This is a genomic window from Methanogenium marinum (assembly GCF_028912405.1).
GTDB classification, from domain to species: Archaea; Halobacteriota; Methanomicrobia; order Methanomicrobiales; family Methanomicrobiaceae; genus Methanogenium; species Methanogenium marinum.
Map to the genome: position 1 here is coordinate 954251 of NZ_JAKELO010000002.1, position 14911 is coordinate 969161.

Below are 14911 nucleotides of genomic sequence, written 5' to 3' on the forward strand. Positions count from 1 at the left end.
ATACCTGCTACAGTGACAAATACTTCCGGAATTTCTCCGGAACCTCTTCGATATTATCAATCGCAGCATGATTCAGATTTGATAAATTCTCTTCGATGAGACTGGTGGTTTTCATCTGGAGATTCAGAACCATCATCAGTTCCTCTATGGTGAGAATTCCCTCCTGCATGGCAGTGATCGTCTCCTCCAGATTTATTCGCATATGGGAGAGGGGGCCCTTTATCTTCACCGTTGTATCTGCCAGATACTGGACAAGCCGCATATCAATGCCATGCTCCTGAGTGACATCGCGTGAGAGTGTAATCATCCCTGATACTGCACCACCCGGGTCATGGAGCGGGGACAGAGATACTGAAACAGGCATACCATCCCCGTTCTTTTTGAGGAATGGGATAGTAAACTGCATCATTGCATCCTCATTTGTCACACGATTCACATACGCTGCAAATTCATTCCGGGATGCGATGGGCATGAGATCATGAATAAAGGTCCCCTGCACCTCTTCTGCCGGGTAGCCAAAGATCCGTTCCGCCCCTTTATTCCAGCTGACAATGCTGTGGTCAGAACCTGTCATCACAACTGCATTATCGGTGGCTTCCATCAGATGATTTAATTGTTCTGTCGTCTCCCGGAGACGGACACTATCACCGGCATCCAGGATGCGGGAAATGGCACCCTGCAGTTCACCATCTGCTCCCAGTACCGGATCCACACGATTGATATGCCACTTCCCGGCATATTCCATCATCCCTGATTCCTGACTTTTGCTCTCCAAGACCCGTTTATACGGACAGTCAGAGAAATTCAACCCAAACCTGCGAACCATCTCGTAGCAGTGCCGGCCAAGCAAATCATTTACATCCACCCCAAAAAATGAGAGAGATGCAGGATTTGCCCAGAACACCGTCCCATCAGCTTTAAAAAACAAAGCCGGCTCTGCGATAACATCCTGAGTCCGTTCCCAAAGACCTTTTGTTATTGTGTTCGGCGGGAGCCAGTCATCCGGCATATCCGCGCTCTCCTGAAGTTTTGATTTTTGAATCAGCATCATTCCCCCCCGGGATTGCTGTGCACCCCCACCTCTTCAGTTACGGAATGTTTCAGATGTCCCATTTATCCTGATATATCTTAAGATTCACTCATACCCTGGGATCTTCCAGACACGGTAGACGGAATACACACCAATGACAAATGCGGATAGATAACCGAAGAGAGCGAGATTGTATGGAACGGATGTCCCTTCCGGGGAGAGTAAAAACATCATCGATGAACCGATGAGAATCGCTCCAACGACAATTCCTACCAGCATCTTATTTGAGGCACGGTCAATCGATCGGGACAGGCACATAACATCGTTTGCTGCCACATCAATATTGATGCTCCCGTCTGTTGCCTTGGTAAGTGCCCGGTTGAGTGATTTTGGCACCGACAGCACATCATCCACGATGTCCATTGCCTCTTTTGCCACATAACGGATGGTATCACGGGAAAATATGCGTTCAATCTCCATCTCTTTGATGTATGGCCCTACTTCAGTGGAAAAATGGAACTCAGGATCGAGATGCTTCCCGGTATCCAGCACCATGGCAATCACTTTGATGACCTGCATCAGGTTCATCGGCACCTGTATGTGATGGCGGTTGAGGAGAACAGGGATCTGGTTCATCAGACCGGACAGATCAAAATCTTCAATGCTCTGCCCGGAATATTCGGTGAGAATAGCATAGAGATCATCCTTGAAGGCATCCATGGATTTATCTTCAATTTTAACTCCCAGCTGGAGGAATGAATCCACAATCTCATCCACATCATCCTCAAGAATACCCAGAAGCAGAGTGACAATGGCCTCTTTTCGTTCCGGCCGTATCATTGCCACCGATCCAAAGTCAAGAAACACCAGGTCTCCGTCCATATCAACGAGCAGGTTACCTCCGTGTGGGTCAGCGTGAAAAAATCCATACTTCAGGATCTGTTTGATGTAACATTTCATGCCACGGTTTGCCACATCGTGGAGATTCGCACCGATGAGGCGAATTGACCCGAAATCATCAACCCGGACACCGATGATATATTCCATGACAAGGACCTTTTTTCCGGAATACTTCCAGTAAATATCCGGGACACGAACGTGGGGGACCTCAGAGACAATCGGACGCAGGCGGTCCGCATTCCTTCCGTCATTGGAAAAATCAAGTTCCCGACGGATCTGAATTGCAAACTCCCGCACTATACCGGTTGGGTTGTAGATTATCATCTCCGGGTAGCGCACTTCAATCCGTTCCGCAAAGGACTGTAGGATCAGGAGATCGACTTCTATGAGTGCTTCAATGTCCGGACGCTGGACCTTTACCGCCACAAGGGTGCCGTCTTTGAGCATCCCACGGTGGACCTGCGAGAGCGAGGCTGCTGCAATGGGCGTTTCTTCCAGGTACTCAAATGCTTCATCGATGGGGCCACAGAATTCCACAATTGTAGACCGCACCTCTTCAAACGGCAGGGAAGGGACATCATCGGTCAGTTTCAGAAGTTCGGCAATCAACCCTGACGGGAACATCTCTCGACGGGTACTGACAATCTGACCAAATTTGATGAAGGTCGGTCCAAGCTCTTCCAGTGCAAGACGAATACGCTCGTAGTCAGACAAATTGCTTACCGGTGCTTTCTTTCGGAAGAACCGACGCAAGGAACTTTCCGGAAACACCTGTTTAAGAGCCATGCCATAACCGTACTTGATGAGTACATCAGCGATCTGGCTGTACCTCCTCAGCTTGGTGACCATCTGACGGAAAATAGGGGGTTATATACCATTAAACAGTTTCCCTGTTTTTCCAGGTATGCTTCCATGGATACGGAACACACACGAAGAAGATGAGGGAGACAGCTATAGGGATGGTAATGAGAAGCATCGCGGTTGTAAGTCCCACCATATCAGCAAGATATCCACTCACAGCAACACCCATGCCACCTGCCCCCACCGCAAGACCCAGCATCAGGCCGGAGACAAGACCCGGACTGCCCGGCATCATTTCATGCGACATGGTAACCGTGGTGGAGAACGTGGACCAGAGACAGAACCCAAACAGAACAAGACAGATGAGAGAGAGTGGGCCCGACAAGGTAAACGTGGCAATAAAAAACGGAATCGCAAGCAGGGTGAAAAGCAGCACCAGTTCTTTTCTTCCATAGGTATCAGAGAGTGTGCCAATGATAATCTGTCCCACCACACCTGCGACAAGCAACACGGATACGATGATATTTGCCATTGCAAGGTCAAACCCGCGCACCATGCTGAGATATGTCGGCAAAAAAGCAACAGATCCAAATATACCCCATGCTCGAAAGGCTGAACCGGTAATTAAAATTGATATGCCACGATATTTTTGGAAACCACTCTCCACCGGGGCAGCAGAGGTTGATGAAGAAGGAACAGGGACAGACTCAGGAACCGAGGAAGACACGGATGGTTTTGAGGCAGATTGTGCTGGCTGGGCATAGCTTCCCTTCGGAATGATAATATGCAGAATAACTGCCATGCAGATGCCCGGGATAATCATTACAATCAGACCGGAAAGCCCCCATAACGTAACCAGCACTCCTGCTACAAGGGGCCCGATGGCAAAACCGATGTTGCCTCCCACCACAAAAAACGAGGTCAGGCGCCCCCGTTTCGGCCCGGAGGCAAGACGGGACACCAGTGAGAGAGCGCTCGGGTGAAAGAGTGCATGTCCGATTGCTGCACAGGCGGCAAAAAGGAGCGTCAGCCAGTAATTCGAGATAAGTCCAATACAGGAGATAAAGAACGCACAAATGAGGATGGTGTACTTCACCGGCACCCCAAATCCGCGGCGATCACTCATCCAGCCAAAGAGTGGTTGGGTAAATGACGACGTCAGATTCCATACGGTGACAATAAGTCCTGCGAGAAAGTAGGAATATCCATATTCAAGTATCAGAAGCGGCAGGATGGCAGAGAGGACAGGCGAATATATGTCTGTCACAGCATGGGCCGCAGAGAGGCCAAGGATGGGCCGGAGATTCGTCATAATTCTTCTTCACCATTGCGTACCAGGCGTATAAAATCAACCGGAATTGCCATAATGTCCCGGGTGTGATGGGCAAACGTCCGGCGGATGGGAAATGTGGCAGAAATTACGGTCTCAACATCCGCTCTGCCACGAATGTATGACTCCAGAAATGAGCGGGATCCACTGTTGAAGATACCCCAAACCACATCTGCGGAGGCCAGACCGGCGTCAATAAAAGGCCGGTCCGCATGGGCCCGCTGGGCACCGAAAGGGGGATTCATGATGACCGTATCGGCAGGAGGAATGGCCTCACGGGAGTGGGAAATGTCTGCTCCAAGAAACGTGACTTCAACACCAAGTTTTGCCGCATTTTCCCGGGCTACTGCAAGGGCTCCCTCATCCCAGTCAATCCCAATGACCTCTCCTGCTCCAAGGAGGGCTGCACCACAGGCAAGAATACCGGTTCCGCAGCCAAGATCAACCACCCGCATACCCCTGATATCACCCTGACAGTCAGCTTCATGCAGGAAGCGGGCGGCCACCACAGCAGGTGTGGCATACTGTTCGCTTCTCGCATCCGGATCAGGAAATCCGGCGCATTTCTCCAGGAGCATCTCAATCTGACGAATACGCATGATTATATCTCGTCTATAATGTAGTCATCCCAGTCTCGGACGCCCCGCACAATCTCATACTCCGGCGGCGAAAGGACCGGCACCGGAAAACGTACCTGATCGTCATACGCAAGACGTGGGCAGGCAGTGTTGACATAACAGTCATACCCGAGATTCAGAAGTGAATCAGGCGAAACTTCCTGCATACAGATGATGTCTGCAACAGGCGAGAGAGACACCAGATGACGGGCAAGGTCCTCTCTTCGCTGACCCGTCTTAGTGCTGAGAATAATCCCCACCGTTTCAGCCTTTCGTGCCTTCTCAATCTGAACAAACCGGCGGCGTATGAGACGGGAAGCATCGGCTTCCTGGACGAAACCGGTATAGGGATCAAGGGCCACTACCCGTGCCCCGGTTGCAAGCCCGACACCAATCGCATGGAAGACACCGGTTCCCACATAGAGAAACTGGCTGGTGCCTGCTGAGCGGGCTGAAGCATAAGAGCACCCCAACACCTGACCACGACAGGGAGTACGTGCATTGCCGTCACCCACAACGATGGTAAACCCGCGGGCCTCAAGGACTGCGGCAACCTTGTCTGTCAGGTGTGCATGCTGGACAGTAGTGATCAGTCCCACCGGCTGATCCTTGTTTAAAAGGGAGGTGGCTTTTTCTGCCACCTCCGGGTCGAAGTCAAACTGCACAAACTCATAGATGACACCGGGACGGTCATCCACCGGGGCATGCCCAAAATGGATGAGAATATCCGCCAGTGACAGTGCATCCGTTGCAAGGTCACAGGCACCATAACACGGATCTCCGCTGATAATGACTGCATACCCCGCCTCTTTCAGGGCGGCGGCTGTCTCAGGGACCCGCCGTTTCAGCCCTTCCGGAAACTGGAGGGCCACCGTCCGGGCACCTGACGAACGGAGCCGTTCCCACGTTTCAGAAGAAAGTATCTTTGACATGCACCCCGGACTCATCGACCTCAATTTCCACAAGCGCCTTATATGGCCGGCCGATATCACATTCGCCACGTTTAATGACCACAAGTACATCCTGAACCTCAGCACCGGCGATCGCAAGGCCTTCAAGGAGTGCCTTCATCGTGCCACCGGTGGAGAGCACATCATCAACGATGATGACCCGGTCACCAGCCTCAATACCATTGAGATACAGTTCGCCTTTGGAATAGCCGGTGGACTGGTGCAGAGCAACCTCTCCCGGCAGATCATAATTCCGTTTTCTGACGATACAGAGCGGGATATCGGTAATAAGTGAGAGAGCAACACCGATGTGAATGCCCATCGCCTCTGCCACCACGATCTTTTTTACCCCGGTGAAGTCCAGAACCCGCACCATCTCAACTGCAACTTCCCGCAGGAGGGCCGGTTCAACAATTGGCACCCCGTCACTTACTGGATGAATGAAGTAGTGATAGTCACCGCGCTGTACCATAGGACAAGATTCAAGGGAAGAAACCAGTTTTTTAAACATGCATATCGCCAATATCCTTCAGAAATTCTTCGATTATTGTGGTGGTGATGTGTGGCATACAGACAATTCTCATATGCCCGTGACGGGTGTGTGATACCTGCCACCCTTCGGGAGAAAGTGGGCAGTCAAACGCTGCGACATTTACCTTAGGTTCTGCGATGACCGGATATCCCAGGGCTGCCATGCCACTTATCAGGCGACGGTGATTTGCCATACACTCTGCCACAACGGCGGTAAAACCATCACGCCCCAGGTGTTCAATGACTGCAAGAGCGCCCGCCACTGCCCCACCGGAACGCGTACCTGCAAGTGTAAACTCCTGTTTTACCGTCAGATACGGAGTATCTACGTTCAGGGAGCAAAGCATAGATGGATCCCGTGTCAGAAGACAGCCAACCGGAATCGTGGACATCCCCATCTTATGGGGATCAATCGAAATGCTCGTCACACCCTCCAGTTGAAAGTCAAAGAGGGGAGACTCTGGCAAAAACGGCAGAACCAATCCACCGAATGCCGCATCGACATGAAACGCCGTGCCATGGTCTGAAGCGATCTCCGCCAGTGCTGCAATCGGGTCAACAACACCATATTCTGTGGTGCCGGCCACGCCTACGAGGGAAATGGTATTTTTGTCCGTGAGGTCAGCTGCTGCCTCTGCATCCATCCGATACATGTCATCGGATGGTGCAACCCGCATCTCAAGGGAGAGAATTTCACACGCTTTCTCAAATGAGAAGTGCGCAGATTCCGGCACTACAACATTGGGAGAACGCACTCCTGCTTCCCTGCGTGCCATCCGGAGTGCCTGTAGGTTTGATTCCGTACCACCCGAGGTTGCGTATCCACACGCCTCAGGGAGGTGCATCAGGGCCCCCAGCCGCTCAACAAGGAGCGCCTCAAGAGAGGCCGTTCCTTCAAAGAGACCAGGGTCACCAAGATTTGACTCAATAAACAGGTTCATTGCCCGCACTGCAACCGGATGGGGCAGCGTGCACATTGAACTGAGCACATGTCGGTATCGTCGGTCATTTTCCTTAACCGATAAAAGAAAAGAGAAGAGTTCATCTTCTGCTATACCCTGGCTACGCATCTATCGTCTCGCCATATCAAGGATCATCCGCTGCTCGGTCCGGGCAGCCGTAACGCGGATCTTCGGCACTGCGTCAATATTTGCTGAGACGCTCGTGATGCCGGTTTTAATGAGCCATTCAACCATCTCGGGGTCAGACCCTGCCTGCCCACATATGGAGCACTCGACGCCGCCTTCACGGCACCTTTCGATTGCGTACTTAATGAGTTTCAGAACAGCCGGGTGTTTCGGGAAGTACATGTCCGCCACATTCTGATTGTTGCGGTCGATGGCGAGCGTATACTGAATCAGGTCATTGGTGCCGAATGATGCAAAGTTGATACCTGCCTCAATAAATTCGTCAATCATAAGTGCACTGGACGGGATCTCAATCATGATACCAAGGGTGGTATTCTCCACATCCACACCCCAGTCCGCAAGCATCTGCTTTGCACGGATAAACTCATCCGGGTGGCCAACGAGCGGGAACATCAGCCCCATATTACTATACCCCATACTCCAGAGGCGTTTGAATACCTCGACCTGCATGCGGAACTGCTCAGTCTGCTGCAGATCGCGGCGGATACCACGCCATCCGAGCATCGGGTTGTGCTCTTCAGGTTCATCCTCTCCGCCCGGCATGTTCCGGAACTCATCTGTCGGGGCGTCCAGGGTCCGGACCCAGACCGGTTTACCAGGGAATGCGTCCAGGACTACTTTGATGCCATCGTAGAGTTCGGTGATGAATTCCTCTTCCTTGTTATTCCGGATATACCATCCCGGCGTCTTGCCAAGGCCAAGAATCATGTGTTCAATTCTCAGCAGACCCACACCATCAGCCCCGGTTGCAGCCGCCCGCGCGGCAGCTTCTGAAAGAGAGACATTCACTTTGATGGAGGTCGCGGTAATGATGGGTGCCACCGCGAATGCAGGTGCGGCAACAGCGGATTGAACATCCTGTGCGGAAACGACAGCGCCTTCAAAGACAAGACCTTTCTCACCGTCCACAGTCACGATGTCCCCTTCTTTGAGGACATGGGTGGCTTCCCTTGTACCAACGACAGCGGGAGTCCCAAGCTCACGGGACACAATAGCTGCGTGGCAGGTCATGCCACCTTCATCAGTAATGATGGCACTCACTTTGCGCATACCGGGCACCATGTCGGGATTGGTCATCTTTGCGACCATGATGTCACCGTCATTGATTCTGCCAAGGTCTTTTACCGTATTGACAATGACAACACGCCCGGTGGCAACCCCCGGTGATGCACCCTGACCTTCAAGGATCATCTTTCCGCTGTTGCTTTCGATTTCCTTTGCTACACCGGCATTTCCGGCAATCGTGGTAATAGGCCGTGACTGAAGAATATAGATGGTATCGCCGACAATGCTCCACTCGACATCCTGCGGGACACCATAGTGAAGTTCAGAAACTCTCCCATATTTTGCAAGGGCTGCAATCTCAGCATCTGAGAGCACCGGCGCAGTCTGCCGCTCAGGAGAGACAGACACTTCCTTTGTGCCGTGTGCCCCGTCAGGGAGAATTTCAATCTTTTTTGTCGCAATATACCGGTCCACAACCCGCAGGGACCGCTGGTCAAAGATATAGTTGTCAGGTGAGACAGTTCCGGAAACAACCGCTTCACCCAGACCCCACGATCCTTCAATGATAGTGGTCGGTTCACCGGTTACCGGATGGGATGAGAAGAGCACGCCAGCCTTCTCAGAACGGATTAATATCTGCACAACCACGGCGATATCAACGATAGAATCGTCAAATCCCTGTTTGGCACGATAGTAAATGGCACGAGCCCCATAGAGGGACGCCCAGCACATCTGGACAGCCTCAATGAGAGCATCTACACCCATAATGTTCAGGTACGTGTCCTGTTGGCCGGCAAAACTGGCATCAGGAAGGTCTTCCGCCGTTGCACTGGAACGGACAGCAACCACGACATCATCTCCCATCTTTATGTATGAGCGGATGATGTCCTCTCTGATCCCATCCGGTACCGGTGTCTTCATGACAATGTTTTTGACATCTTTCGCCGTTTTCTCCAGGAGATCCGAATTTTCAACGTCAAGGCCGGAGAGGCGCGAGAATATCTCAGTATCAATCTTTGCATCTTCGATATACCGCCGGAATGCCTGCGCGGTCACTACAAATGCATTCGGAACCGGCAGACCAACGGATATCATTTCTCCGAGTGATGCTCCTTTTCCACCAACGGAAGGGATATCCTCTTTCCGAATTTCAGCTAGCCACAGAATATTGGGGACTTTTGTCATGCTCATAGGTCACCTGGATCTTTTTGCTACCACTGTGGATATCACCACGATGATTAATATGTGTCCCCCCGGAAAGATATTCAAGTTAACGACTAGTGTCCTTTACATTGTCTGGAAGTGTGCACATGTACTGCGTGTTTTCCCATGGTAACGCAGATCATATACCTCACCACCCCGTTCATCAGAAAGATGCGGGCAAACCATGAATATCAGCAGGGAACAACAATTAATGGGGAACAATAGTGACGGATTTTAGAGTACTGGTCAGTGACAAACTGGCAGACGAAGGCGTTGATATACTTCGTGAATATTGCAACGTCGATGTGAAGACAGGTCTCTCCGAAGAAGAACTTATAGAGATAATCGGAGAGTATGAAGGACTGCTTGTGCGCAGCGGGACGCAGGTCACCGCCAACGTGCTTGCAGCAGCAGAGAAGCTGAAGTTCATCGGGCGGGCCGGTGCGGGTGTCGACAATATTGATCTTGATGCTGCAACAGAGAAGGGCATCATCGTTGCAAACGCACCCTCGGGGAACACCCTTGCCGCGTGTGAACACACACTTGCCATGATGATGTCACTGTCGCGCAATATACCGCAGGCGACCGCATCGGTCAAAGCGGGCGAGTGGAAACGCTCACAGTTCATGGGTGTCGAACTCAATAACAAGGTGCTCGGCATTGTCGGATTCGGAAGAATTGGACAGGAACTCGCCAAGCGGGCAAATGCTCTCGAGATGCGCTGTGTCGCATACGACCCGTACATCAACCGGGAACGCGCCACGGAACTCGGCGTTGAGGTCTGTACTCTGGACGAACTATTTCCCCAGGCAGACTTCATCACGGTTCACACGCCGCTCGTCAAAGAGACGCGTCATCTCATCAATAAAGACTCGATCGCGCAGATGAAGACCGGTGTTCGTATCATAAACTGTGCACGCGGCGGCATCATTGATGAAGAGGCACTCGCCGATGCCATCGAAGAAGGAAAGATTGCAGGAGCAGCACTTGATGTCTACGAGAATGAACCACCTGAGGGCCAGCGCATTGTTGCACTCCCGCAGGTGATCACCACGCCACACCTTGGCGCCTCCACCGTCGAAGCACAGCAAAATGTCGCAGTCTCGGTTGCAAAGCAGTGTATTGATGTCCTTGAGGGCGGCAGTGCACGCTTTGTGGTGAACGCGCCGATGGTGCCTCTTGACCAGCAGGACAGAATCGAGCCGTATGCACGTCTGGCGCAGAAGATGGGCAAACTCTTAATTCAGCTCATCGACGGCAGAATTGAATCCGTTGAGATAGAATATGGTGGTAAGGCAGCAGACTTCGGCCGGAATACCAAGTACATCACCCGCCTCGCACTCAAGGGCATGCTTGACCCGATTCTGCAGGAACCGGTCAACATCGTGAACGCCGAATTTGCAGCAACAGAACGCGGCATCCGCGTGAGTGAGAGTATCACCACCGAGTCAAAAGGATTCACCAACATCATGACCATCACGATGAAGACGGATTCAATGCAGGAATCTGTATCCGGCAATGTCTCCTCGGCAGACAAAATTCGCATCGTTGCCATTGGCGATTACATGACCGACATGACGCCGGGCGGCGACGTGGTCATCTCACGCCACCGTGATGTACCAGGTGTCATCGGACAGTTTGCAACCATCATCGGAACATATGATGTCAATATTGCAGGTATGCAGGTCGGCCGTAACCAACCCGGACAGGAAGCTATCATGGTCCTGAACGTGGATGCGGCAGTCCCACAGGAAGCAATGGACAAGATTGTCAAAATTGACGGCGTCTCCACCGCACGCTACGCACACATCTGAAATTTGATGCAGAATTCCGGCATCTGGCTTCCGGAAACCAGCCGATGCCGGAAACAAAACAAATAATTTTTATATCCACAAACTAAGGTATGTAGGCACAGGGGCTCGTGGTCTAGCTGGTTATGACGTCGCCTTGACATGGCGGAGGTCCTGAGTTCGAATCTCAGCGGGCCCATTGCATTTTTGATACTTTTTTAATATTTCATTCTTTCAAACTCAGTTTTAGCTCTCACATGATTAATGATTCAATATGTCGTGGGACATTCGTGGCAGATATTTGGGAAGGTTTGCGTTCGAATCTCACCAGACTCATACCATTCTTCTTTTAGTGTTTTATTATCCAATGTTCATACAGGAGCGAAGCGTTGCGTATGGCAAATACATCCCACCCCCATCATTCGCAAACACGGACCGAGAATTCAGGCCACCCCATCATCCTCTTCTTTGTCTGCGGAGAAGGACTGGGGCATACCTCACGCTGCCTGAAGGCGGCACAATACTGTGAGGCACAGGGTGCCGTCTGCCACCTTGCCGCCTACGGACAGTCCCACGCCTTCCTCACCAAATCAGAGTGGCCACGCCTCCGCACCATTCCCCGCGAAGTCACCCTTGCAGGAAACATGGGCCTTTTCTGCATCAGAAAAACCCTCTGGAATTCAAAGGCCGTGCCTCGTGACCTTGCCCGTTCATACCGGCAGGCACGGGCCCTGATTGCAGACATAAAGCCTGACATCGTCATCGCAGACACCATGTATGCACCTGTCGAGGCTGCCCGGCGTGAGGAGGTGCCGGTGCTTTTTATCACCAACCAGAACAGCTTCTCCACTCTTGCGGGCGGAGGGGAGAACGGCTGGGCAGCCCTTGGCCGCCTTGTCTCCTGGTATCTCACTCTGCCGGATAAAGTCATCATCCCCGACTTCGCTCCCCCGGCAACAGTAAGCCGGTTCAATATCGAAATTCCCCCCGGCCGTGAAAACCAGTACCGGTTCATCGGCCCATTAATCGATATATCCCGTGAACACTATCCATGTGCAAAGAAGACCATCTTTGTGTCATTCGGCGGGGAACCATTCAAAATACCACTTTACCGTCATCTGGCAGAGATTGCCGGACGGCGCAGTGACCTCGCATTCGAGGTTTTTGCCCAGGTACCGGGACTTCCGGAGACAACAGACAACTTCCACACTCACGGCTATGTACCAGACCTTCTCGCCCACCTCTGCTGTGCCGAAGTCGCCATCCTCCACGGCGGCCTCACCACTCTCCACGAAGCACTCTTCTTTGGAAAACCAGTGGTGATGGTAATTGACCCGCACCATCCCGAACAGGGCAATAATGCCCGAGCCATCACTGAAATGGGAGCAGGAGTGATGATCCGCGGGGATGAAGCAGACACAGAACGACTGGAAGCGGCCATTGAAGAGGCACGGCAACTCTCTGTCCCTGACCTTTCCACACGCTACACGGCAGAAAACGGAAGAATGCTCCTCTGGAAAGAGATTCAGGAAACCTTACATCATCCGCGGTGAAATATCCAGACGGAAAACACCATGGATGACGGATGGAAGATACTCATTGGAATCACACTCGTATTTTGTATCGGAATCAATGCCCTGATCCTCGTTGCCGGGATGAACTATCCGGACGGATTTAACACAGCAGGGATTCAGATCACGAGTACGTACCGGTATGACGTAACGCTCACCGGAACAGGAACCGCAGAGAATGTGACCCTCATGATTCCCCTGCCGTCTGCAGCAGGAGATTCACCCGTGGGAGATGCCATCGTGAGCGGCAACGCAGAAGGCATCCATAGTGACTGGAGTGTGGAGGAGGTGGGCACAGGAGAGGCTGTATTCCTGAAAGTCACTGCACCAGCCCTCTCCTTTGTAGACGGGCCGGTCACTTTTGGAACCGTGTTCTCTGCCCCATGCCTCATCGACACTGCAGACCCTGCCGGTGAAACCTGCCTTTTACGCCCAAAAGAGGACATAACACATAAAAATGGCATAACGCACTATACCGCACCCGTCTACGCTATCTATGACATGCCCGGAGAAGAAGGAATGGAGATTTCCGTGCATCTGGACGGCGCCAACACATGGAGATATCCGGTCCTCTCCGGAAACCACCTTACTGACACCCTCACCCTCACAGGAAACAACAAGGGTGACGGGTGGCAGGAGGCAGACGGAACCCTCACCGTTGCCATTGGAAAATATTCCGTCATCTGAACAGATTCCGGGTATCACCATAACCATTTTTTCCTGCGTCAACCAATGCTGGAGTATGGACCGCGAGAAGATTATCAGGGTTGAAGCAGAAGATGAATTCTGCATCTGCCCTATTTGCGGATACACCGATGCCTTCCATACCGCGCTGAAAAAATCAACCGATGGCATCGGCTATGATATCATATTCATCTGCCCGGACTGCCATTCACGATTTGATATCGGGATGAAGACACGGGAACCATTTCTCTAATCCCTCCATGACTGCTACACCATCAAAAAAGACAGATACCCCTGATATGAGGAGAGACCATACAATGCCTGAAGGATGCACCATCATCGCCCACGGGCCGGAGGTCTTTGATACAGGCGACATTGTTACGGTCAGTGCTGCACTTCTCCCGGAGGAGTTTATCGTGGCAGGTGTGATGGCCCGGACAGCAGCAGAAGAATCCGGATTTCCCTGCCGGTTCAATTCCCGGCCACCATCTCATGTGATCCGGCACCTGCCCCCCGGAACGGATGCATGGCTCTTAAACCGGGGCAAAACACCTGCCTCAGGGGAAGAATTCGGACGAATTGTGGCATCCCGGTGCGACCGGCCGGTGTATCACATCGAGTGCAGCAGCAGAACCGTCTATGGATGGAACGGGGCAGACACCTGCCACACAGAGGAAGCTGCACATCGCCTCGGGTTTGCGGTGGCGTACCGGACCGCAGACGTCCGGGCACAGGACAACTGCATGCGGGAAATCCGGGGGTGCATCCCGGGAGAACCGGTCTTTGTCAATGGCATCGTGGTTGGCTCTGCTACCGGAAACACTGCAGTGCTTGCACCGGAGAACGGAGGGCTACGGGCGGTATCCGGCATCACCCTCAAACCCCATGGCATCGAGAAACTCCTCAGAAACGGACCAGTAAATCTTCGAAATGCATGGTGCAAGTCAGGCCCTGTGCGTTCACAGAGTGCTCAGGTGGCAGAGCGGCGCAATCCCTCCGGGCGTATCACGGTCATCGACCACGCCGCCTGCGACATATATTCTCAGATGGACGCCACCACCTGCGGTGTGGTCTCGATAGGTGACGACACAACAGCCGTCTGCGGCCATATCTGTGCCCACCTCGGCATCCCCATCTTTGGCGTGACCGATGGCGACGCGGATACCGTTGTGGACCACTCCTGCTGCTCCGGGTCTGTTATTGTGGAAGTAACAGAAGGCAGGGATGACGAAAAAGGGCTTGAGATTGCAGAGACCGTTCCCACAGCACAATGCCACTGGGACCACTGGGTGTCCACTACACTCCACAACCGCCGGGACATCCGCATCGTGAGGGACGCCCGGTGAAACCC

The 14911-nt window shown here is 52.4% G+C and carries 13 protein-coding genes and 1 tRNA gene; 6 read left to right on the forward strand and 8 right to left on the reverse strand.

Annotated features, from left to right (window positions below; translation table 11 throughout):
- Positions 1 to 7 precede the first annotated feature (7 nt).
- The 8 genes from L0665_RS05005 to ppsA form a co-directional block, all read right to left on the reverse strand.
- Positions 8 to 1009 carry a PAS domain-containing protein gene (locus L0665_RS05005; RefSeq protein WP_274924603.1) on the reverse strand — a complete coding sequence of 334 codons (1002 nt, stop codon included), beginning with the start codon at positions 1007 to 1009 and terminating at the stop codon, positions 8 to 10.
- A gap of 126 nt (positions 1010 to 1135) precedes the next feature.
- Positions 1136 to 2779 (reverse strand): ABC1 kinase family protein, encoded by a 1644-nt coding sequence (locus tag L0665_RS05010; protein ID WP_274924604.1) that lies wholly within the window; start codon positions 2777 to 2779, stop codon positions 1136 to 1138.
- 28 nt (positions 2780 to 2807) lie between these two features.
- Complete coding sequence (locus L0665_RS05015; protein ID WP_274924605.1) at positions 2808 to 4043, reverse strand: MFS transporter; 1236 nt, start codon at positions 4041 to 4043, stop codon at positions 2808 to 2810.
- Positions 4040 to 4660: an METTL5 family protein gene (locus L0665_RS05020; RefSeq protein ID WP_274924606.1), complete on the reverse strand. Its 621-nt coding sequence runs from the start codon at positions 4658 to 4660 to the stop codon at positions 4040 to 4042. Before L0665_RS05020 ends, L0665_RS05015 begins: the two co-directional genes overlap by 4 nt.
- 2 nt (positions 4661 to 4662) lie before the next feature.
- On the reverse strand, positions 4663 to 5610 hold the full coding sequence (dph2, locus tag L0665_RS05025) for a diphthamide biosynthesis enzyme Dph2 (protein WP_274924607.1): 948 nt from the start codon (positions 5608 to 5610) through the stop codon (positions 4663 to 4665).
- Positions 5588 to 6139 (reverse strand): hypoxanthine/guanine phosphoribosyltransferase, encoded by a 552-nt coding sequence (gene hpt, locus L0665_RS05030; RefSeq protein WP_274924608.1) that lies wholly within the window; start codon positions 6137 to 6139, stop codon positions 5588 to 5590. Before hpt ends, dph2 begins: the two co-directional genes overlap by 23 nt.
- A complete protein-coding gene (gene mfnA / locus L0665_RS05035) occupies positions 6132 to 7229 on the reverse strand; it encodes a tyrosine decarboxylase MfnA (protein WP_274924609.1) in 1098 nt (365 codons plus the stop codon). The genes hpt and mfnA overlap by 8 nt, the downstream gene beginning before the upstream one ends.
- Positions 7230 to 9497, reverse strand: coding sequence for a phosphoenolpyruvate synthase (gene ppsA / locus L0665_RS05040; RefSeq protein WP_274924610.1), 2268 nt, complete (start codon positions 9495 to 9497; stop codon positions 7230 to 7232). It lies immediately after the preceding gene.
- 242 nt (positions 9498 to 9739) lie between these two features.
- Here ppsA and serA point away from each other — a divergent pair, with 242 nt between their 5' ends.
- From serA to L0665_RS05070, 6 genes are all read left to right on the forward strand, one after another.
- Positions 9740 to 11329 carry a phosphoglycerate dehydrogenase gene (gene serA / locus L0665_RS05045; protein WP_274924611.1) on the forward strand — a complete coding sequence of 530 codons (1590 nt, stop codon included), beginning with the start codon at positions 9740 to 9742 and terminating at the stop codon, positions 11327 to 11329.
- A 101-nt stretch (positions 11330 to 11430) separates the two neighbouring features.
- A tRNA-Val gene (locus L0665_RS05050) sits at positions 11431 to 11504 on the forward strand.
- 196 nt (positions 11505 to 11700) lie between these two features.
- Complete coding sequence (locus L0665_RS05055) at positions 11701 to 12858, forward strand: glycosyltransferase family protein (RefSeq protein WP_274924612.1); 1158 nt, start codon at positions 11701 to 11703, stop codon at positions 12856 to 12858.
- Between the two features lie 21 nt (positions 12859 to 12879).
- Positions 12880 to 13563, forward strand: coding sequence for a hypothetical protein (locus L0665_RS05060; RefSeq protein ID WP_274924613.1), 684 nt, complete (start codon positions 12880 to 12882; stop codon positions 13561 to 13563).
- Positions 13564 to 13618: 55 nt separating this feature from the next.
- The gene (locus L0665_RS05065) at positions 13619 to 13813 is read left to right on the forward strand and encodes a hypothetical protein (RefSeq protein WP_274924614.1); all 195 of its coding nucleotides are present in this window, start codon (positions 13619 to 13621) and stop codon (positions 13811 to 13813) included.
- Positions 13814 to 13877: 64 nt separating this feature from the next.
- On the forward strand, positions 13878 to 14906 hold the full coding sequence (locus L0665_RS05070) for a DUF2117 domain-containing protein (protein ID WP_274924615.1): 1029 nt from the start codon (positions 13878 to 13880) through the stop codon (positions 14904 to 14906).
- Positions 14907 to 14911 lie beyond the last annotated feature (5 nt).